The following is a 19950-nucleotide window of genomic DNA, read 5'->3' on the forward strand; positions in this document are numbered from 1 at the left end:
GGCCCCGCGGACCCCGCCGGTAGGGCCGCGATCACCGGCCGGACTTCACGTCCGACGACGAGTGGAACACTCATCGGCGGCGAGGCAGGCTGGACTCATGCGGTTGCTCTCCCGCTCAGCTCGGCAATGCAGTTCGGGCGGTGGCGAGGTCCTGCTCAGACTCGCCCAGTGTGTGCCGTTCCTGATCGTGCTGCTGGGGCTCGGGATCGAGCTCTCACCCGGACACATGGTGTATACCGGCCCTCTGATCACCGCCATGCCGGCACTCGCGTCGCTGACGATGGGCCCCAAAGGAACCCTGGCGGCCGCGGCCGGAGCTCTCGCCGTCAGCATGATCAGCGGCACCCTCCACGGGGCATGGCGCGGCGAGCAGGTCTACAGCAACCTCGCCGGCCTCTTCGTGGTGTCCCTGGCCAGTGTCACCCTGAGCCGCACCATGCAGGCGCGCAGGCAGAGCGAACTCGACCAGATCCGCCGGATCGCGGCGGCGGCACAGAGCGTTCTGCTGCGCCCCGTCCCCGCACGGCTGGGACCGGTGCGGGCGGCGAGCATGTACCTGGCGGCCGAGACCGGCGCGCAGATCGGGGGTGATCTGTACGAGGCCGTGCAGACCCGCTACGGGGTCCGGATGATCGTGGGGGACGTCCGGGGCAAGGGGCTGCCCGCGGTGCGCGCGGCCGCGGCCGTGCTGGGTGCCTTCCGTGAGGCCGCTCACTACGACGAGGACCTGAGGGAGGTCATGAACCACTGCTCGGCCGCGCTGCGACGGGAGTCCGCGGTCGAGGAGGCCGCCGGCGCCGAACAGGAGGGAGAGTGTTTCGTCACCGCGGTCGTGGCCCAGGTGCCGGACGGATCCGTGGTCGAGGTGGTCAACCGCGGCCATCCGCCGCCGATGCTGCTGCGCCGGGGCAGGGTACAGGCCCTGGTGCCGGGCTCACCGGAGCCGCCCCTCGGCCTGGAGGACCTCGTCGCAGGGCCTCCCGCCGAGCCGGAGCGCTATCCGTTCCTGCCCGGTGACCGGCTGCTGCTGCACACCGACGGAGTGATCGAGGCCCGCAACAGTGCCAACGACTTCTTCGCCCTGCCCGAGCACATGGAATCGGCGCGCCACGCCCGCACCCCGCGGGAGTTCCTGGAGCAACTGCACCAGAGTCTGGTCGTCCACACCGAGGACCGCCTGGTGGATGATGTGGCGATGGTCGCCGTCGACCGGATCGGCTAGGCCTGGCTCGGAGCGGCCGAGGCCTTGGCCCGGAGCGGGCGTATGTTCCGTGCTCGAACCGGTCGAGGCCTTGGCCCGGAGCGGGCGTATGTCCCGTGCTCGAAGCGGCCGAGGCCCTGGTGCGGAAGCGGACGCATGTCGCTTGCCCCGGAGCGAACGCGTGGCCAGGGCTTCACCCTTGCGGAGGAACGACACCCCCGCCGCATGGCGCTACCTTTCGTCGCCTCGGCTTTCGCGGGCCTGTCGTCGCCCCGGCCCTCGGGCCGGGGTGCGGATGCCGAGACCAAGGGTCCCCGCCTTCCACCCGTCCCCGGGAGGCGGGGACGGCGCACAGCGGCGCCCGGCATGAAGGCCGGGCGCCGCTGCCGCCTCGCCACAAGGTGTCCGTCCCGGTGACTTCCGGTGATCCGGACGCCCGCGGCCGCTACCAGGCCACCGGCAGCTCCAGCGGAAACCGCCGGATCGTCCTGGTGTCCCACTGCAGCTCCTCGGGCGGCACCGCGAGCCGCAGCCCGGGGAAGCGCTCCACGAGCCGCCCGATGGCCACTTCCAGCTCGGCCATGGCGAGCGGCATCGCGATGCACCGGTGCCCGCCCCAGCCGAAGGTCATGTGGGGACTGTTCGGCCGGTCGAGTTCGATGGCGTGCGGGTTCGGGTAGCGTTCCGGGTCCCGGTTGGCCGTCAGGTACGACACGTGGACGAAGTCGCCCGCCCGGATCCGCACACCGTCCAGTTCCATGTCCTCGAGAGCCACCCGCGGGATTCCGACCCCCTTGCGGAACGGGATGTAGCGGAGCATCTCGTGCAGGACGTCGGTCAGGGTCTCCGGCCGGCGCCTGAGGTGCTCCATCAGCTCGGGACGGGTCAGGAGCAGGTACACGATGTCGCTGATCTGGCAGGTCGCCGTGTCCTGGCCGCTGAGCGCCAGCATCAGCGTCATGACCGCCAGTTCCCTGTCGTCCAGCTGCTCCTCACCGTCCCGGGCCGCGGCCATCGCGCTGATGAGGTCGCTGCCGGGTGAGGTGCGGCGCTGTTCGACGAGTTTGCCGAAGTAGGCCGTCAGATCCGCCTTGGCGGTCGCGGCGGTCTTCTTGTTGTCCGCACCGACGACGAGCAGTTGGTGCAAGGACTCCTGGATGCGGGGCCACTCCTGCCGTTCGATGCCGAGGAGGTCAAGGACGGTGTGCTGGGGGAGGGGGTCCGACAGGTGCCGGACCAGATCCGCCGGCGGGCCCTCCTGCTCCATCTCGTCCAGCAGCTGGTCGGCGAGCCGGACGATGCGCTGCCGCATGCCGTCGACATGCTGCTGGGTGAAGGCCTGGGAAGCCAGGTGGCGTACCCGGCTGCTGTGCGGCGGGTCCATCACGTTGATCGACTCGGGCGAGACGATGGGCTCCGCCGTCATCCGCGGGTAGTCGAGGCCGATGATGCCGGCCCGGCTGAGCCGCTGGTCGGTGGTCACCTGCTTGACGGACTCGAAGCCGGTGATCAGCCAGGCGTCTGCGTCGCCGTAGGGAAGCCGGATCCGCGCGGGGGAACCGCGGCGCATCAGGTCCGCGAGCGCGGGGTCGAACTCCAGGGCTTCGCTGTAGTCGAACGGACAGGTGATCGGTTCATGGTCCCCGGGCATCAGCCGGCTCCTCCGGACATCGGTACGACATTGGTGGTGTCCACGGCGCGGCGCAGGCCCTTGGAGAGCCTCACGGCATCACCGACGGCCCAGTAGTGGACGAAGAACAGGCGCGGGTCGTCGGTCAGGTTGTGGTGGTGCACCTCGACGAGTTCGGCTCCACCACGCCGCAGCGCCACGAGGGCGGGCTGCACCTCCTGGGCGGTCATCACCAGGTCGCCGCTCAGCGCGGCCCTCCCGCCGCCGAGCGGCTGGAAGTTGGCGGAGGTGGTGGCGCCCAGGCCGGGAGGCAGCATCAGATGGCCGTCGGCGATGGTCTCACGGCGGACGTAGGTGCACTTGTAGATCTCCTCGTCGAAGTAGCCCTTGACGCCCAGCGCCGCGTCGATCGCGGCGGTGTCCAGGGCGCCGGGCCGCGCGGCCTGGACCGGCACGGCGGGCGGCGTGCCGGTGCGGTCGAACGCGGCGCGCAGACCCTCGGCGACGGCGACCGGGTCGTGGCCGTGGGCGTGCACATGGATCCACCACACGTTCGGCTCATGGGCGAGCAGGTGCTTGTGGATGGCGGTCAGCATGATCCCGTGCTTGTGCAGGACGTCGATGAACTCCTGCAGTTCGTGCTCGGTGACGACGACGTCGCCCATGAGGAGCGTGCTGTGGTCGGCGTACCGGACGAAGGACACGTGCGTACCGAGGGCGAGGGCGGGCTTGATCCGGACGCCGTGGGAGAAGACCCTGAGGTCCCGGCGCGGCAGCCCCGTGTGGTACATGAACCGCTTCATGTCGCCGAGCCGGCCGAGGGCCCGGCCCACGTCCGTCCAGTCCGCCAGCCGGGTCATGACCGGCTGGACCAGCGCGCGGGGCGCGCGTCTTGCGGGCACTGCGCCGGCGGCGGCCGGCGCCCCCGTGAGTACGGGCGTCAGTGCCGCCACTGCCAGCACTCGGCGCCGGGGCGCGGTGAGCCGGGAGTGGGTGTTCTGCTGTCGGTCGTCAGCCATGTCTGTGCCTCCTGGCGTGATGGAAGCACGGAAGATCGCACGGCCCGGTGACCCGCACCGGCACATCCATCACGTGGGTTAACAGCTCGCCCCCACGTGACGCAGTGTCAGGTCAGGAGAACAGGAGGCACGACGGCCGGTGTGCACCCAGGCGGGGCGGACGTCACCGAGAGCCGCCGGAGCCCACCTGGAGCCGTCCCCGGGCTGGTCGGTCACGTCTCGATCACGGCATCGCAGTCGGGACAGACCACGGATCGGTACTCCGCCGGGTACCAGGGCGCTCCCGGGTGCTCGGACGGCTTCCAAGGAGCCGTCTCCATGGCGAAGGTGTCCTTGCCGCACAGCGTGCGCGGTCCCGTCGCGGTGCGCGAGCCCGGGGCGGTGGGCGCCGCGTGCACCCTGCGGACGGACCGTTGACCACCACCCGCCGGCCCCGGAGCGGGGCGTGTGGCCACCGGTCTGTCGAGCTCGTACACGACGACGATCTCGCTCATGCCCTCAGCCTTCACAGTAGGTGCGCCCGGCCGACACGCCTTCGGACCGGGCCGCACGGCCGTCCCCGCCGGTCCCGGCGGCGAGTCCGTGTGGGCGGCGGGCGTGTGCCGTCGCGGCGAGTCGGAAACTGCGGCACCGGACCCGGCCTGCGGCACACCCGGACCGGCTGCCCGACGGCTACCGCTGAGGAACGGCGAACTGCCCGACGGCTGCCCTTGCGGAACGGCGAACTGCCCGACGGCTGCCCTTGCGGAACGGCGAACTGCCCGACGGCTGCCCTTGCGGAACGGCGAACTGCCCCGCGGCTACCGCTGGGGAACGGCCAGTTGGCGGCCGCGGTAGAAACCCTCCCGCTCCTCGACGACGTACGGGGCCATGGCCGCGCGCCGCTGCGCCTCGGGTTCGGAGGCCCGCCAGGAGTCGCAGGCCTCCTGGGACTCCCAGAACGACACACCGGTGATCTCCAGTCCGTCCTCCGACCAGTACGCGTAGGAGCGGTGCAGGCCCCGCGGATAGGGGTCGGGGCGCCACGACCTCTCGAACTCCTCCAAGGTGCCCGGCTGAAGGCGCCGTGTCGTCACCCAGACGTAGTACTCCTCCACAGTGGCCTCCTCCGCACCGCCGAGTCCCTTTGCCGGCCCGGGCGCAGAGCGCCCCCGGGCCGAACCCGCGGCACGCGGCGTCGAGGCGCCGGGCCGCGGGCAGTACGCCACGACTGCCGTTGCGTCGTTCAGGCGTGGTCGACCAGTTGGGCGTGGCCCTTCTGCCGTGCGCAGTGGGCGCAGCAGAAGAACTGCCCGTCCGCCTGCAGCCCATGGCCCAGGATCCGGCAGTTGCAGTTGTCGCACATCGGAGCCATGCGCTGGGCCGCACACTCCAGGCTGTCGAAGACGTGCACCGCTCCGGCGGCTCGTACTTCGAAGGCCAACTCGTAGTCGTTGCCGCAGACTTCGCACGTCGCCATCGACTTCCTCCATCCGCTTCCCGCGGCGGACCGGAGCGTGGCCCCGGCCGCCGATACTCCCACGAGCCTGTGGCCGGGCCCTCGGCGACGCAACTCCGCGGTCCACGCCGTGATCCGACCGGGTGAACGACGCGCGGCACGGGTGCCGCGCGGGTCAGCCGTTCGAGCCGCGGGGGCTGGTGTGGATCAGGCTCACCAGGCTCAGCAGGGCCCGGCGCAGCATGTCGTCGTCGATGTCCGCGTTGAGGCCGACGCGGACGCCGAAAGCGGCCTGTCGTCGGCTGGTGATGTACTCGTCGCCGGGGGAGACCAGGACACCGGTGTCGCGGGCCGCCGCGGTGAACTGGCCGACGCCCCATGGCTCGGGCAGGGGCAGCCAGAGATGGGGTGCCGCCGGGTCGGCGTGGACACCGGGGCCGGCGAGGATCTCCGCGGCCATCGCGTTGCGGCTCTGCACGGCGGCGCGGCGGGCGGCGACGATCCGGTCGGCGACGCCGTCGTCCACCCAGCGGGTGAAGACCTCGCCCAGGAGGGGGGCGGTGAGCCAGGTGGTCGCCCGCACGGCGGCCGCCAGATCCGGATAGGCCCCCTCGGGGGCGGCGACCACGCCGATGCGCAGGCCCAGGGCGAGCACCTTCGCCGTGCTGGTCACATAGCAGGTGCGGTCCGGCAGCAGAGCGGCCACCGGCTCGGGGCGCCGGGCGTCCAGAGGCCCCAGCGGATCGTCCTCCAGCACCCAGACGCCGGCCCGCGCGCAAACCTCGGCGAGGGCGGCCCGGCGGGTCGCGGGCATGCCGCGCCCGCTCGGGTTGGCCAGCGTCGGCTGAAGATGCACCAGCGAGACCTGGCCGGAGGCGCACACGTCGGCCAGCGCGTCCGGGAGCATCCCTTCCTCGTCGCTCTCCACGGCGAGGACCGGCAGGGCCAGTTGCCGGGCCGCCGCGATCAGGCCCGGATTGGTCAGGGGCGTCGTGGCCACCCCGCCGGGCGCGGCCAGGGCCAGCAGCAGGGCGGTCAGGGCGTGCTGCGCGCCCGCGGTCAGCACGACCCGCTCGGGCGGCGGCCGGAACCCGGCGTGGGCCACCCACGTGGCCGCGGCGGCGCGGTGGGCCGGCAGGTCCTTGCCGTGCTCGGTGCCGACCACCGACCGGAGTGCGCCGGGGTCGGCGGCCAGTGCGCCGAGAGTGGCGCCCAGCAGGGCGGCGGGGTCGACGTCGTCGGTGATCGGCGGGTGCAGCGAGGCGAGGTCGATCTCGGTGGAGCCCGGGGCCTCGGCCAGTCCGAACCCGGAACGGACGAAGGTGCCCCGCCCGACCTCGCCGCCCACCAGGCCGCGGCGCTCCGCCTCCGCGTAGGCGCGGGCGACGGTGCCGACGGTCACACCGAGGGTCCGGGCCAGGTGCCGGTGCGGCGGCAGACGGTCACCCGTCCGCAGCCGCCCGCGTGCGATGTCGCCGGCCAGCACGTCCGCCAGCCCCACGTACGTGGGGCGCCCTTCGGGCAGGGGGCCGGGAACCCACTGACTGTGCGGCATTGACATCACCTCGCCGGGCAGCACTCACGGCCCATTGGATCGCCCCGAAACGGATTGACACCCTAGCACGGTGTCGATCGGGACGGTCTCAGGATGGGAATCCGCCTGAATGCTTCCCACCAAAAACCTCCGCAATTCGCGCGCTCTCGAAGGTCGCAGCGCGGCCGTTCGGGATGGCTCGGCGTCACGACGGCTGGTAATTGACACCATCGCTCCGATCAATTGACACCCTTGAGTGTCGTTCCTATGGTGTCAATCCTTCGGCTCTTCGGAAGGAAGACAGACCATGCAATGGCACCCGGTGTGGTCCCAGCACGGATTCCGCGCCTTGTGGGCGGCGTCCGGGGTGAGCTTGATCGGCACGCAGGTGTCGGTGCTCGCGCTGCCCCTGACGGCCCTCGTGGCGCTGCACGCCTCGCCGACCGAGGTGGCGCTGCTCGCGGCGGCGGGCACGGCTCCCTTCTTGCTGCTCGGTCTGCCGGCGGGAGCCTGGGTGGACCGTTGGGAGCGGCGAAGACTGATGGTGTTCTGCGACGTGGGGCGTGGCGTGCTGCTCGCCACCCTGCCGGTCGCCCAGCTGGCCGGAGGGCTGACCATCGCTCAGCTGTACCTCGTCGCGCTCGCCGTGGGCACCCTCAGCGTCTTCTTCGACATCGCCTCGCTCTCGGTGCTGCCCGCGCTGGTCGGGCCCGACCAGATAGCACCCGCCAACGCACGGCTGGAGACGGTGCGGGCCACCGCCCAGACGTCCGGACCGGCCATCGGCGGCGCCCTCGTCCAGGTGCTCACCGCCCCCCTCGCCCTGGCGGTGGACGCACTGAGCTACGCGGTCTCCGCCCTCCTGCTGCGCGGCCTGCCCCCGATCCCCTCCCCACCGGCCGTTGCCCGGTCCGGCAGCCTGCTTGTCCAGATCCGCGCGGGGCTGCGCTTCTGCCTGACCCATCCCTACATCCGCCCGCTGGCCGTCGGCGCGGCATGGCTGAACTTCTGGACCGAGGGACTGCTGGCCGTCTTCCTCACCTACGCTGTGCGTGAGCTGCGGCTTTCTCCGGCCACGGTCGGAACCGTCCTCGCGGTGGCGGGACTCGGCTACCTCGCCGGCTCGCTCCTCACTCCGCGGCTCAACGCCTGGATCGGGGTGGGGCCGGCCATCGCGGTCGGCGCCGCCCTCAACGCGGGTTTTCTGCTGGCCGCCTGGGCGCCGCGCACGGGTACGACCGCCTGGCTCCTCCTCGGATTCACGGTGACCGCGATCGGAGTCAGCGTCTGGAACGTGAACGCCGTCAGCCTTCGCCAGGCCACCACGCCGGACGACTTCCTCGCGCGGATGAACGCGGCGAACCGCTTCCTCATCTGGGGCACCATGCCGCTCGGCGCCGCGGCCGGCGGGTTCCTGGCCGACCTGCTCGGCCTGCACCTCGCCGTGATCGCCTGCGCACTGGCCGCGCCCGTGTCCGCCCTGCCCGTCGTGTTCTCCGCCGTACGGAAGGTGACGGCCATGCCGCAGCCCCCGGCCCCCGCGGGCCTCGCGCACGCGGCGGACCTGCCGGCGACGCCGGCTCGGACCCCGAGTCCCACCCGGAACTCGACTCCGTGACAGAGACCGGGATCCCGTGTGACGAGTACGGCGGGATCCGGTGCGACGAGCACGGCGAGAGAATTTCAGAAATCGGCTCGTGCGCCGCGCGGGAAGCCGCCGTGACGCCCTTCGGAGGGGGACACGGCGGCCGTGCGCACAGGCCCCGGACCGCAGCTCGCCGACTCTCCTCAGAACCTCGCCATCACCCGTCCACGCCTCCGAGACGTACACGGTGATCTGGGATTTCGTGATGTCCGGCCGTACTGTCCCCCCATTGCGAAAGGGGGCCGGATGGACCGGAACATCCGCACCGTCGAGGACGTCCTGCAACTGCTGGACGGCCTGTTCACGCCGGAGGCCGACCGCTGGACGCGCGACGCGGCCTCCTGGTGGGACACCTTCTATGCCGACCGTTCCAGGCCGGTGCCGTTCTTCGCGGCCAAGCCGGACGAGAACCTCGCCTCGTACGTCGACCGCGGGCTCATCACCCCGGGCCGGGCGCTCGACCTGGGCTGCGGGCCCGGACGCAACGCCCTCCACCTGGACTCCCTGGGTTTCCAGGTGGACGCCGTCGACCTGTCCCCGACAGCCATCGGCTGGGCCGAGGAGCGCGCCCGTGAGGCCGGGGCGTGCATCCGGTTCCACCAGGGGAACGCCTTCACCCTCGCCGGCACCGAGCTCGGCGGACGCTATGACCTGATCTACGACTCGGGTTGCTTCCACCATCTGCCGCCCCACCGCCGCATCAGCTATCTCTCCCTGCTGGACCGGCTCCTCGCGCCAGGCGGCCATTTCGCGCTCACCTGCTTCACCGACGGGAAGGCGGGGGGATCGGACCTCCCCGACGCGGCCTTCTACCGCGACGCCCGTCTCCACGGCGGGCTCGCCTACACCCCGCAGGCCCTGCGCCGGATCTTCTCCGACCTGACGGAGGTCGAACTCCGCCTCATGCGCGACGAGCCGCCCGAGTCCCCGTACTTCGGCGAACCCTTCCTGTGGGCCGCCCTCTTCCGACGCGACGCCTAGGGGGCAGCAGGAACAGCGAGGCGATCGCCGCGCGCGGTCGCCGCGTGATCATGCCGGACCTTTCGCGGGCACGGTGGGAGCGCCAGAGCGCATGACGCCGCCGCCCGCCCCTGCGACATCCTGGCCGACGACGTCTTCTCTCTCCTGGAGCACCTGGGGCTGGACGGACCGGACGACTGCGACCTCGACGGATACTCGCCCGGGGCGCGGATCGTGGGGAGGGCGCTGGTGCGTGGCGCCACTCCGGGCCGGGCGGTGGTCGCGGGCCGGGGACTGCGTCAGGTGCTCGGCGCCGGTGCCGAAGGCGGACCCTCCCAGCGGGTTCCGGCCGGGTTCGGGACGTTCGAGCCGGACTCGCCGGAAGGGCAGGCCGAGCAGTGGCTCCGGGGGTGATGCGGACCGGGTGATGCTGCTTCACGTGGTTGATTCGGTCGTCACCACGCCGGTGGAACTCGTCGCTCGTGTCCGGGTGCCGACGCTCGTGGTGGTCGGAGGCGACGACGAGCGTGCGGCCGCGGCCGACCGGCCGGCCTCGCTGCTCCCGCACGGTGCTCGCGTCGTGGTGCCCGGAGATCACTGGGCGGCAGCCGCCGCCCCGGAGCTCACCGCGGTGATCGTCGACTTCCTGGCCGCCCCGTGATCCGCGGAGACCACTGGGGTGCGGCCGCTTCCGCCGCCGGACCGGGGCGGATCGTCCGGGTGGGATCAGACCATGGATTGTTTTTCGCATTTGACCGGCACGCCCTCCGACCCGTCGGGTACCCGGTTGCTCTTGGACGCGAGGAAATGAGGAGCGCAATGGCTCCGGCGACACCGAAGAAGACAGCGTCCGTACGGGACGGCCGTAGGGCCCCGGTCCGCGCCACGAAGCGGCACAACCCGGTCCCCGAGCTGGACGGGGACCCGGATCTGCTGGGTCAGTACCTGCGGCAGATCGGGGCGACCCCGCTGCTCGACGCGGACGACGAGGTACGGCTGGCGCGGCGCATCGAGACCGGTGTGCACGCCGCGGAGGAACTGGCGCAGGCGGAGGCCGACGAGCGCGAGCTCACGCCGGAACGCCGACGGGAGCTGGAGATCGCCGTGCACGACGGCCAGGAGGCCAAGGACCACATGGTGCGGGCCAACCTCCGGCTGGTTGTGTCCATGGCCAAGCGGCACGCCCACCGCGGTCTGCCCCTGCTCGACGTCATTCAGGAAGGCAACCTGGGCCTCATCAGGGCCGTGGAGAAGTTCGACCACACCAAGGGATTCAAGTTCTCCACCTACGCCACCTGGTGGATCCGCCAGGCGATCGAACGTGGCCTCGCCACGCACGCCCGCGCGGTCCGGCTGCCGATGCACGTCGTGGAGCAGCTGCACAAACTCGCCAAGGTCGAACGCAAGCTGCAGCTCGGCCTCGGCCGCGAGCCCACCGTCGAGGAGGTCGCCCGGGAGGGCGGCATCGCCGAGGACCGGGTCACGTGGCTGCGCCGCGTGGGCCGGCAGGTGATCAGTCTGGACACCCCGGTGGACGACACCGGGGAGACGGTGGTCGGTGACCTGATTCCCGACAGCGAGGTGCTCCAGGCCCCCGAAGTCGCCGAGTACCAGGCGCTCGCCGAGGAGCTGCGCGAGGCCATGGACACCCTGGCGCCTCGCGAGGCGCTGATCCTGAGCCTCAGGTACGGCCTGCACGACGGACGGCCGCGCACTCTTCAGCAGGTCGCGGAGCACATCGGCCTGACGCGCGAGCGCGTGCGGCAGCTGGAGAAGCAGTCCCTGGCGCTGCTCAGGGAGCAGGAGCCGGGCGAGCGGCTCCAGGCGTGGGCGAGTTGACCGGACGCGGGACGGAGGACCGGAAACCTGATACCGAGCGCCGACAGGCCTGCACACTGGGTGTCCTCGGAGCGCGACCGAGCGGCCGGCGACGATCGCCGGTCATCCACACTCTCGACACAAGGACACCATGCATCACTTCGGCATCCTGGCACACAGCACGGGAGGCGCGGCGCTCAACTTCCTGGCCTACTGCGAGGAGGGCTTCAAGCGGACGGGCCGCCATGTGCACCCGGACGTGACATTGGACTACATCGCCTTCGGCCACAGCATGGCGGCCTGGGACTCCGGTGACCACGACGCGGTCAGACGCACCCTCGCCGTGAGCGTGGACCGGTTGGCCCGCGCCGGCGCGGCGTTCTTCGCCTGCCCGGACAACACCGCCCACCTGGCCCTGGAGCGCCCCGGCCCCGACCTCGCCCTGCCGGGCCTGCACATCGCCGAGGTGGTCGCCGAGCAGGCCGCCCGAGAGGGCCACAGCCGGGTCGCCGTACTCGGCACGAAGTACACCATGGACGGGCCGATCCATCCGCGCGCGCTCGCCGCGCGCCGGATCGCCGCGGAACTGCCCGAACCGGCCGACCGAGAGGTGCTCGACCGGATCATCTTCGACGAGCTGGTCAGAGGGGTGCTCACCGACGCCTCGCGTCAGGAGTACCTTCGGGTGATCAGCGGGTTGGCCGAGCGGGGCTGCGACGCCGTCGCACTCGTGTGCACGGAGATCCCCCTCCTGGTGACGCCCGAGGTCTCGCCGCTGCCCACGCTCGACTCCACTCGCCTCCTGGCCGAAGCGGCCTACGAGGTGGCCGTCGGGGAGCGGGCGCTGCCCTCCTGGCGCGGTGGGCCGTACAGCACCTGACCGCGAACCGCACCCGCCGGCGCACGACAATCCGGTGGCTTCGCCTGTGCGCGGGGTGCTAGAAGACTGTGACCATGGAGTACTTCTGCTACCACCGTGATCGGCCCGGTTCCGCGGCCTTGCGCCACGAGTTGGTCGAAGAGCACTGGTCCTACATGGACCGGTACGCGAAGGAGCTGATCGCCCGCGGTCCGACCTTCGCCGACGACGGGGACACGCCCACCGGCAGTGTGCACATCGTCGACCTGCCGGATCCCGCCGCCGCCCGGGCGTTCGCCTTCGACGAGCCGAACTATCAGGCGGGCGCGTACCGGGACGTGATGGTGCGCCGCTGGCGCAACACGCTCGGGCGCACCATGTGGGACTTCCCCGGTGGCCGGACCGGCGGCAACCGGTACCTGGTGCTCGGCCTCGGCTCGGGGCACGCCCCCGCCGACCTCGCTCTGCCGCGCGAGCGGGACGGGTTGATCGCGTACGGGCCACTGCTGTCCGACGACGGCACCACCTGGCTGGGTACGGCGGTGCTGATCCGGGCGTCGGACCCGGATACGGCACGCGCCGTCCTGACCCCGAACCGGTACGCCGGCATCGAGGTCCACAACTGGCAGTTCGGCGGGCGGCCGTCATGAACCGAGGACGTCCGAACGCCGGGCATCGCCAGGGTTTTTCGTTTGGATCAGGGCAGACCCCGCGAGCCCGGCATGATCCGGACGAGAGGTCCTAGTCCCACCAGAACGACCAGTGAGTCCGCCCCGCAAGTCCCGCGGCGTACTCGGGAAACGGTGTGGGCGGGTCGTCGACGATGTTGTCCGCGGTCGACAGCACGTGCTCCAGGGCGAGCAGTTGGGTCTGTGCCGGGTCCGCGGGCGGGCGTGCGACCGAGACGTGCAGCTCACCGCCGCACACTCCCAACACCCGTGCGCCGTAGCGGTCCTCCCAGCTGCGCAGCAGCGAGCAGAGCAAGGGCAGTGGTGCTTCCGCGTCCAGGCCGAGCAACGCCAAGGCGTCACTGCTGCGCGAGGCGGGGACGAGAACGAGGCGGGAGCGGACCGGACCGAACCGGCCCGTGCCGATGAGCGAGGCGAGCGTTCTCGCCGCGGCCTCCTCGGGCGTAGGGTCGGTGGGCGTCACGGGCATCGATGGGGCCATGCCCGGCCACCGGTCGAAGGGCGGCCCCGGGTCGTGCGGCCATGGCGCGACTCCTTCGGGAACCGGGTCCGGCGTCGGATCCGTCCAGAAGGGAAGCCTTCTGCGGCGGTACTCGGCGAAGTCGGCCGCCAGCACGTCCGGCAAGGAGACGGCGTCGACCTGTTCCAGGTCCAGCGCCGTGTCCGGGGACGGGCAGCCCAGGAGCGGAACCAGTCCGGTCGCCTTCCGCTCGCCCAGCAGGCGGGACCACAACCGCTGGAGGTCTTCAGGGCACTCGTCGGAGACCCACACCTGCACCTGGCCACAGGGCAGGGTCCGACCGGGAGGCAATCCATGAGGCGGTGTCAGGACCATGCGCCGAACTGTAGGGCGTGCCTCTGACATCGGAGTCGGCCGGTTGTTGCGGCCGCAGGGGTCGTCGGGGCAGGGTTCGGGGTGTGGCTACCTTGCTGATCGTGCACCATACGCCGTCGCCGAAGTGCCAGGCGCTGTTCGAGGCCGTCGTCGCGGGTGCGACGGCGCCGGAGATCGAGGGCGTACGGGTGGTGCGGCGGGCGGCGCTGGCCGCGACGGCTTCCGACGTGCTGGCCGCCGACGGCTATCTGCTGGGCACCCCGGCGAACCTCGGCTACATGTCGGGTGCCCTCAAGCACTTCTTCGACCAGATCTACTACCCGTGCCTGGACACCACGCGTGGCCGGCCGTTCGGCTTCTACGTCCACGGGGGCAACGACGTGACGGGAGCGGTACGGGGGATCGAGTCGATCACGACGGGCCTGGGCTGGCGACGAGCGGCGGATGCGGTGACCGTGACCGGCGAGCCGGACAAGACCGACACCGAGGCGTGCTGGGAACTGGGCGCGACGGTCGCGGCAGGTCTGACGGCCTGATCCCGCCGCCCTCGCCGACCCCTGCTCGCACAGAGGACGAAACGGGCCCCTGGCCGGCGGCGGGCGCCGGCCAGGGGCCGTGAGGGGGTGAGCCTACGTCAGCCGTCGGACTCCGACGACGGGATGTAGGCGCCCGGCACGTCCTTCGGCGCGTAGATCTTCTTCTCGCCGGGGTACGGCTTCGTCCAGTTGTGCGTCTCGTACCACGTGAGGTGGTTCATCTGCGCAGGGTTGGCGTAGTCGGGCACCGCGCCCGGCCCGGTCAGCTTCTGCTTCGACTTCCACTGGTCCCATTGGCCCGCGAGCTGCTGCTTGTCCGCGGGCACCTTCGACGACGGCACGGCCGCCGCCTTGGGGTCCTGCGGCGCGGGGGTGTCCACACCGCAGGAAGGCGGGGTCTTCAGACCGTCGGTCAGCGAGGTCCGGTTGGGCAGCGCCGTGAAGGGCGTGTAGTCGGGCTTGGTGGTGAACGCCCCGGCCATCGGGGTGGCCGCGCTGTCCTTCTGGTTCATCGGCTTGATCCCGAGGATCTGCTCGATGGTGCGGATCATCGTGATCTGCGAGTAGTAGCGGCTGTCGACCTTGCCGTGCTGGGCCCAGGGGCTGATGACCTGGATCGGCGCACGGTGGCCGTCGACGTGGTCGAGACCGGCCTGGGAGTCGTCCTCGACGACGAAGATCGCCGAGTCCTTCCAGTACTTGCTGTGCGTGATCTCGTCGACCATCTTGCCGACCGCGAGGTCGTTGTCCGCGACCTGAGCCGCTGCGCTCGCCGGGCCACCGGTGTGGTCGTTGGAGAGCCAGAACATGTTCAGGTTGGCCGGACCGTTCTTCTCGAAGTCCTGCTTCCAGATCTGGTACTTGTAGACGTCCGGGACACTGGTGTCGAACATCGGGAAGCCGGGCACCGACACGTCGTTGAGCGACGGGATGGCCGAGCCCGTCTGTATCGGGTAGGCCGTCTTCTGGCCGGTCGACTCCATGTTCTTGGCGTCGCAGTACAGGTTCTGCCAGGTGGCGCCGGCCGGCTTGCTCTCGATCGACTGGAACTCGCCGAAGTCCCGTACGGTCTTCCCGGCCGCCTGCGCACCGGTCCAGATGAAGCCGGACTTCTGGTGGCCGAGTGCGTCGTTCTCGGTGTCGTAGCTGCGCGCGTACTCACCCGCCGAGGACTCGGTGTACTCCGGGTCGTCGGCCTGCATCAGCCAGTTGTGACCCTCGGCGGAGTTCGTGCCGATGTCGTAGGTGTTGTCGTACAGCCCGAACTGCTTGGCCAGCGCGTGCTGGTTCGGCGTCACGTTCTCGCCGAACTGCGTCACGGACGGGTCGCCGTTGCCCTGGGGGATGTCACCGAAGACCTGGTCGTAGGTCCGGTTCTCCTTGACGATCATGAAGACGTGCTTGATCGTCGAAGGATCGCCGAGCTTCACCGGGACCGGCACCGGCTTCGCCTTGCCCTTGCCGTTGGACGTCTTGACCGAGCCGGCGTTCCAGCCGTTCTGCTGGAAGACCTTGGCCGTCTCGGACCTGATGACGCTGTCGTCGGGCAGCGTGAACCGCGTCAGGCTCGAGGTCGTGTCGTGGGTGCCGTGTCCACCGGCGGTGGTGGGACGACGGGCGTCGACACCACGGGTGTTGGAGACCAGCACCTGCTTGCCGACGGTCGTGATCTCCGCGGGGAAGTAGTCGGTCGGGAGGAGGCCGACGTAGCTCACCGGCTCCAGCGGGCTCTTGTACCGGTAGACGGCGACGGCGTTGGCGCGGCCCAGCGTCACCAGCAGGCGGCCGTCGTCGGTGAGCGTCACCGCGTTGGGCTCGTAGCCGACCTTCGCCTCCGGCCACGGCTGGGTGCTGATGGTCTGCACGACCTTGTTCTTGTCGGTGTCGATGACCGACACGTTGTTGTCGGCGGTGTTGGTGACGAACAGCGCCTTGCCCTTGGCGTACAGGGCGGTCGGGTGCAGACCGACGTCGATGCTCGCAGGGGCGGCCTCCGGGTTCGACAGGTCGATGACGCTGACCGTGCCGGTGGTGGTGGCGCCGGTCTTCGGGTCGGCCGGCACCTGGGTGCCGTAGGAGTTGATGGTGGTCTCGCCCGGCTTGGCCGGGCGGCCGCCCTCGTTGCTGACGTAGAGCCGGTTGCCGACCTGGACCATGTCACGCGGGGCGTTGCCCACGCTCCAGCTCTGCTTGACGGCACCGGTCGCCGCGTCGATGGCGACCACCCGGTTCTGGCCGTTGACCGCGGAGTACACGGTGGAGCCGTCGGACGAGAACACCGCCTCGCCGACCAGCGCGTGCTTGGACCCGTCCGCGGGGATCGTGATCGACGTCGGGTTGCCGACAGTGCCGTCCGGGTTGACCGTGAACCTGGTGTAGCCGTCGGTCTGGCCCAGCCACAGCTGCTTGCCGTCGGGCGAGTACGTGGGGCCTTCCTGGCCCACGGAGTTGCTGCTCAGGCGCGGGGTCGACGACGCGGCGGTGCCGACGACCTGCTGCACCTTCCAGCTCTTGACGTCGACGATGGCCAGGGCGGCTCCACCGTCGGTGACCGAAGCCGCCATGTGCGTGCCGTCCGGGCTGACCGAGGACGACATGATCTTGCCGTTGTCGATGACGAGGCGGTCACCGTACGGGGCGATGTACTGGTCACTGGAGATGACCTGGCCCTTGTCGGTGCTCTGGCCGACCTGGTCGGTGCCGAACTGGTGGGTCTGGGCGTAGCCGATGCCGGCCGTGGTGGCGAGGACGACCGCGGTGGCGGCTGCCGTGAGGGTGGTCCGGCGGCCGATGCGTCTGCCGAGAACGCGCGTCTCGGCAGACCGGCGCTGGCGTGTTACCTGCATGGGGTCATCCCTTCGAGGTGCGAAGAAGCTCGACGTTGCCGTCGAACTGCCAAAGTGGGTTCGGTGCGTCCCCGGTCGGGGTCCGCACCAGGAAGTAGCCGTTCACTTCCTTCGGTCCGTCGCCGTCGGCGACGAACCGCCCGTCTGAGGTGACGTCGAGTTGGTAGATGGCCGTGCCGGTGGCCTCGACGTCGGGGAGATGCCACGAGACGACGCAGCGCCAGTCGTTGCCGGGGCCCTCGGCGGCGACCTTGACGCTGCCCTTGCTGCACGTCGCCGTGGCCTTCAGCTGCGCTTCGGTGACGTGAGGACGGTTCAGCTGGTCGGTCTGCATGCGATAGAGGTGGGCGAACGCCGTGGCGACCGAGCGCTGCACCTTGTCCTGCGAGATCCCGGAGCCCGAGGCCGGGGCTGTGGTCGTCGCGGCGATGACCGCGACGCCCGCGGCGACCAGCCCGGCGAGCGGCAGGACTCCGGCGGTGAGCGCGCGGCGCCCGGAGCCGTCGTCGGTCAGGTTGGTGAAGTCGCGCCGCAGGAAGAGCAGGTACGCCAGCGCCGTCGCGATCAGGGCCCACACCAGGCTGACCACGACGCCGATCAGCAGCGGGCCGAGCTGTGCCGGGTCGGTGAACAGGCCGTTCCAGGCGATGAAGGCGTAGCCGGGCAGGGCGAGTCGCACGGCGACGGGCAGCGGCAGCATCTGGGCGAGTTGCATCGTGAGCGCGACGAGCGCGGGCAGCAGCAGTCCCATCGGGGAGCGCCCCAGCACGACGGAGCCGAGCAGTCCGATCGCGACGAGGGCCAGCGTCGGGGCGAGCACGCAGACCCAGGCGAGCAGGACCTTGATCGCGGCGTCCGACGGCGTCAGCAGATGGCCGTCGAGGCCGACCAGCGGATGGTTTCCCACCGTCACGAGGCCGCCGGCCGCGCTGGAGCAGGCCAGCCCGGCCACGAGCAGCAGCAGGACGGTGAGGCCGGCGACCACCTTCGCCACGAAGATTCGCCGAGGCGAGCGGACCGCCACGAGCAACTGGCGCCAGGTGCCGAGCCGGTCCTCGCAGGCGAACACGTCACCGGCCACCATCGAGGTCAGCAGCGGGAGCGCCCAGGCCCCGGCGAAACCGAGCATCACCAGCGGGCCGGCCCACCCGGAGGCGTGCATCCAGCGCCCGAAGAGGGTGTCCACGGGGAGCGTGGCCTGCTGGCTCACGCCGGCGACGAAGAGAGCAGGAGCGATCCAGCAGGCGAGGACCAGCAGGCGGATCCGCCACTGGGAGACGAGCTTGACCAGCTCGAAGCGGTAGCCGCGCGCCACCGAGACGCGGACGGTCCGGGCGCCGGAAGTGTGGTCGACGGCTACGGTCGCGGTCATCGGCCGGCCTCCTGCTGGTCGGTGAGGGCGAGGAACGCGGCCTCGAGCGGCGACATCACGGGTGCCAGTTCGCGCAACGCGACGCCCGCCTGCACGAGCCGCACCACCAGTTCGTCGAGCGCGGGCACCAGCGCGCGCACGACGAGCCCGTCCGCGCCGTGCCGGGCCCCGGCGCCCTCGACGACCCGGATCCCCGCGGTGTCGAGCGCAAGTTGGCGGGCGGCCTCGGGATCGGAGGTGAGCAGCCGGTAGTCCAGTTCGCGGTTCTCGGCGGCCAGCTTGCTCAGCGGGCCGGAGAAGACGACCCGTCCGGTGGCGATGATGGTGACCTCGGAGCACAGCGCCTCGAGGTCGTCCATGCGGTGGCTGGAGAGCACGACGCTTGTTCCGTCGGCCGCGAGCCGGGTGAGGACACCGTGTACGTGCCTCTTGCCGGCCGGGTCGAGGCCGTTGGACGGTTCGTCGAGCACGAGCAGCCGGGGCCTGGTGAGCAGGGCGGCGGCGAGGCCGAGCCGCTGACGCATGCCGAGGGAGAAGCCGCGGGCCCGGTCCTCGGCGACATGGGTGAGCCCGACCTGGTCGAGCACGTCGTCGATCTCCGTCGTCCGCGTGTCGTGGCCGCGCAGAGCGGCCAGTGCGGCGAGATTCTGCCGTGCGGTGAGCGAGGGATAGAGACCGGGCCCGTCGACGAAGCCGGCGACACCGTCGGGAGCGGCGAGCGCCCGCCCGACCGGCGTGCCCAGGATCTCGAGGCGGCCGCTGTCGGCGACGGCCAGGCCCAGCAGGAGGCCGAGCAACGTTGTCTTGCCGGCGCCGTTCGGTCCGACCAGACCGTGGATCTGTCCCTGCGCAACATCCAGATCGATGCCGTCGAGTGCCACGACATCCCCGAAACACCTGGTGATCCCGCGCGCCCGGATGGCGAGACGTGTGTCCATGAGCCCCTTCTACCGAAACCCTCAAGGAGGTTAGGGAGGGGACACAACGCAATCAGGAACGCTTGGTTGAACGATCACGGAACGGAAGACGATCGGCGTTCGCCCTCCGATGACCCGGAGGCCTCCTGAAGCTCCCGCAGTGGCTTCCGGTTTGAGGTCCCGTCAGGCCGGATGCGGTTCCAGCGGGTCTGACCAGGCTTGGATCGGGCGACGCGCCGAAGTTCGTGACTCGGCGTCAGAGAATGCGAAAGGCCGGTGCCGGCAGCGGATGTCGCTGCCGGCACCGGCCCTGCGGTGCTGGGATGCGTCGACTCAGTAGGCGGAGTTGACGTTGTCGATGGAACCGTAGCGGTGGGCGGCGTAGTTGGCCGCCGCGGTGATGTTCGCCACCGGGTCGGTGATGTTGTTGGCGGTGCCCGCGACGTGGTACGCGTTGAAGGTGGGGTCGATCACCTGCAGGAGGCCCTTGGAGGGGACTCCGTTCTTGGCGTTGACGTCGTAGTTGTTCTGGGCGTTGGGGTTGCCGCTGGACTCGCGCATGATGTTGCGCTTGAGGCCGTCGTAGCTGCCGGGGATGCCCTTGGCCTTCATGATGTCCAGGGACTGCCTGATCCAGCCGTCGAGGTTGTT

The 19950-nt window shown here is 70.9% G+C and carries 19 protein-coding genes; 8 read left to right on the top strand and 11 right to left on the bottom strand.

Annotated elements, in window-relative coordinates; translation table 11 throughout:
* Positions 1-97 precede the first annotated feature (97 nt).
* Positions 98-1222, top strand: coding sequence for a PP2C family protein-serine/threonine phosphatase (locus tag BZY54_RS06065; protein WP_086723496.1), 1125 nt, complete (start codon positions 98-100; stop codon positions 1220-1222).
* 424 nt (positions 1223-1646) lie between these two features.
* On the opposite strand, the gene BZY54_RS06070 is transcribed toward BZY54_RS06065, so the two are convergent.
* The 6 genes from BZY54_RS06070 to BZY54_RS06095 form a co-directional block, all read right to left on the bottom strand.
* Positions 1647-2852 carry a cytochrome P450 gene (locus tag BZY54_RS06070; protein WP_086723497.1) on the bottom strand — a complete coding sequence of 402 codons (1206 nt, stop codon included), beginning with the start codon at positions 2850-2852 and terminating at the stop codon, positions 1647-1649.
* On the bottom strand, positions 2852-3850 hold the full coding sequence (locus BZY54_RS06075) for a DUF1259 domain-containing protein (protein ID WP_086723498.1): 999 nt from the start codon (positions 3848-3850) through the stop codon (positions 2852-2854). The genes BZY54_RS06070 and BZY54_RS06075 overlap by 1 nt, the downstream gene beginning before the upstream one ends.
* A gap of 212 nt (positions 3851-4062) precedes the next feature.
* Complete coding sequence (locus BZY54_RS06080) at positions 4063-4344, bottom strand: hypothetical protein (protein WP_086723499.1); 282 nt, start codon at positions 4342-4344, stop codon at positions 4063-4065.
* A 306-nt stretch (positions 4345-4650) separates the two neighbouring features.
* Positions 4651-4947 carry a hypothetical protein gene (locus tag BZY54_RS06085; RefSeq protein ID WP_086723500.1) on the bottom strand — a complete coding sequence of 99 codons (297 nt, stop codon included), beginning with the start codon at positions 4945-4947 and terminating at the stop codon, positions 4651-4653.
* A 128-nt stretch (positions 4948-5075) separates the two neighbouring features.
* On the bottom strand, positions 5076-5309 hold the full coding sequence (locus tag BZY54_RS06090; RefSeq protein ID WP_086723501.1) for a hypothetical protein: 234 nt from the start codon (positions 5307-5309) through the stop codon (positions 5076-5078).
* 154 nt (positions 5310-5463) lie between these two features.
* The gene (locus BZY54_RS06095; protein ID WP_158103819.1) at positions 5464-6843 is read right to left on the bottom strand and encodes an aminotransferase-like domain-containing protein; all 1380 of its coding nucleotides are present in this window, start codon (positions 6841-6843) and stop codon (positions 5464-5466) included.
* 286 nt (positions 6844-7129) lie between these two features.
* Between BZY54_RS06095 and BZY54_RS06100 the strand changes: the two genes are divergently transcribed.
* From BZY54_RS06100 to BZY54_RS06125, 6 genes are all read left to right on the top strand, one after another.
* A complete protein-coding gene (locus tag BZY54_RS06100) occupies positions 7130-8440 on the top strand; it encodes an MFS transporter (RefSeq protein ID WP_086723503.1) in 1311 nt (436 codons plus the stop codon).
* Positions 8441-8713: 273 nt separating this feature from the next.
* Entirely contained in the window at positions 8714-9448 is a 735-nt protein-coding gene (locus BZY54_RS06105; RefSeq protein ID WP_086723504.1) for a class I SAM-dependent methyltransferase, read from the top strand.
* A 418-nt stretch (positions 9449-9866) separates the two neighbouring features.
* On the top strand, positions 9867-10088 hold the full coding sequence (locus BZY54_RS06110; protein ID WP_143668010.1) for an alpha/beta fold hydrolase: 222 nt from the start codon (positions 9867-9869) through the stop codon (positions 10086-10088).
* A 158-nt stretch (positions 10089-10246) separates the two neighbouring features.
* Positions 10247-11266: a sigma-70 family RNA polymerase sigma factor gene (locus BZY54_RS06115; protein ID WP_086723506.1), complete on the top strand. Its 1020-nt coding sequence runs from the start codon at positions 10247-10249 to the stop codon at positions 11264-11266.
* Between the two features lie 130 nt (positions 11267-11396).
* A complete protein-coding gene (locus tag BZY54_RS06120; RefSeq protein WP_086723507.1) occupies positions 11397-12125 on the top strand; it encodes an aspartate/glutamate racemase family protein in 729 nt (242 codons plus the stop codon).
* A 74-nt stretch (positions 12126-12199) separates the two neighbouring features.
* Positions 12200-12754: a YciI family protein gene (locus BZY54_RS06125; RefSeq protein ID WP_086723508.1), complete on the top strand. Its 555-nt coding sequence runs from the start codon at positions 12200-12202 to the stop codon at positions 12752-12754.
* A gap of 91 nt (positions 12755-12845) precedes the next feature.
* Here BZY54_RS06125 and BZY54_RS06130 read toward each other — a convergent pair whose 3' ends face one another.
* On the bottom strand, positions 12846-13571 hold the full coding sequence (locus tag BZY54_RS06130; RefSeq protein WP_244216988.1) for a DUF4253 domain-containing protein: 726 nt from the start codon (positions 13569-13571) through the stop codon (positions 12846-12848).
* 140 nt (positions 13572-13711) lie between these two features.
* Here BZY54_RS06130 and BZY54_RS06135 point away from each other — a divergent pair, with 140 nt between their 5' ends.
* Positions 13712-14164: a flavodoxin family protein gene (locus BZY54_RS06135; RefSeq protein ID WP_086723510.1), complete on the top strand. Its 453-nt coding sequence runs from the start codon at positions 13712-13714 to the stop codon at positions 14162-14164.
* Between the two features lie 98 nt (positions 14165-14262).
* Here the strand turns inward: BZY54_RS06135 and BZY54_RS06140 are convergent, their stop codons facing one another.
* The 4 genes from BZY54_RS06140 to BZY54_RS06155 form a co-directional block, all read right to left on the bottom strand.
* A complete protein-coding gene (locus BZY54_RS06140) occupies positions 14263-17010 on the bottom strand; it encodes a bifunctional YncE/alkaline phosphatase family protein (protein WP_086723511.1) in 2748 nt (915 codons plus the stop codon).
* A gap of 4 nt (positions 17011-17014) precedes the next feature.
* Positions 17015-18382, bottom strand: coding sequence for an ABC-2 family transporter permease (locus BZY54_RS06145; RefSeq protein ID WP_086723512.1), 1368 nt, complete (start codon positions 18380-18382; stop codon positions 17015-17017).
* The gene (locus BZY54_RS06150) at positions 18379-19320 is read right to left on the bottom strand and encodes an ABC transporter ATP-binding protein (protein WP_086723513.1); all 942 of its coding nucleotides are present in this window, start codon (positions 19318-19320) and stop codon (positions 18379-18381) included. The genes BZY54_RS06145 and BZY54_RS06150 overlap by 4 nt, the downstream gene beginning before the upstream one ends.
* A 312-nt stretch (positions 19321-19632) precedes the next feature.
* Positions 19633-19950, bottom strand: a 318-nt coding sequence (locus BZY54_RS06155) for a transglycosylase SLT domain-containing protein (RefSeq protein ID WP_158103820.1), incomplete at its 5' end; no start/stop codon positions are given.

The organism is Streptomyces carpinensis (assembly GCF_002154505.1).
Taxonomy (GTDB): Bacteria; Actinomycetota; Actinomycetes; order Streptomycetales; family Streptomycetaceae; genus Streptomyces; species Streptomyces carpinensis.

Excerpts from the sequence above, each read along its gene's own strand:
- BZY54_RS06065 (WP_086723496.1), top strand. The coding sequence starts at position 98 with ATGCGGTTGCTCTCCCGCTCAGCTCGGCAATGCAGTTCGGGCGGTGGC.
- BZY54_RS06070 (WP_086723497.1), bottom strand. The coding sequence starts at position 2,852 with ATGCCCGGGGACCATGAACCGATCACCTGTCCGTTCGACTACAGCGAA.
- BZY54_RS06075 (WP_086723498.1), bottom strand. The coding sequence starts at position 3,850 with ATGGCTGACGACCGACAGCAGAACACCCACTCCCGGCTCACCGCGCCC.
- BZY54_RS06080 (WP_086723499.1), bottom strand. The coding sequence starts at position 4,344 with ATGAGCGAGATCGTCGTCGTGTACGAGCTCGACAGACCGGTGGCCACA.
- BZY54_RS06090 (WP_086723501.1), bottom strand. The coding sequence starts at position 5,309 with ATGGCGACGTGCGAAGTCTGCGGCAACGACTACGAGTTGGCCTTCGAA.
- BZY54_RS06095 (WP_158103819.1), bottom strand. The coding sequence starts at position 6,843 with ATGCCGCACAGTCAGTGGGTTCCCGGCCCCCTGCCCGAAGGGCGCCCC.
- BZY54_RS06100 (WP_086723503.1), top strand. The coding sequence starts at position 7,130 with ATGCAATGGCACCCGGTGTGGTCCCAGCACGGATTCCGCGCCTTGTGG.
- BZY54_RS06105 (WP_086723504.1), top strand. The coding sequence starts at position 8,714 with ATGGACCGGAACATCCGCACCGTCGAGGACGTCCTGCAACTGCTGGAC.
- BZY54_RS06115 (WP_086723506.1), top strand. The coding sequence starts at position 10,247 with ATGGCTCCGGCGACACCGAAGAAGACAGCGTCCGTACGGGACGGCCGT.
- BZY54_RS06120 (WP_086723507.1), top strand. The coding sequence starts at position 11,397 with ATGCATCACTTCGGCATCCTGGCACACAGCACGGGAGGCGCGGCGCTC.
- BZY54_RS06125 (WP_086723508.1), top strand. The coding sequence starts at position 12,200 with ATGGAGTACTTCTGCTACCACCGTGATCGGCCCGGTTCCGCGGCCTTG.
- BZY54_RS06140 (WP_086723511.1), bottom strand. The coding sequence starts at position 17,010 with ATGCAGGTAACACGCCAGCGCCGGTCTGCCGAGACGCGCGTTCTCGGC.
- BZY54_RS06145 (WP_086723512.1), bottom strand. The coding sequence starts at position 18,382 with ATGACCGCGACCGTAGCCGTCGACCACACTTCCGGCGCCCGGACCGTC.
- BZY54_RS06150 (WP_086723513.1), bottom strand. The coding sequence starts at position 19,320 with ATGGACACACGTCTCGCCATCCGGGCGCGCGGGATCACCAGGTGTTTC.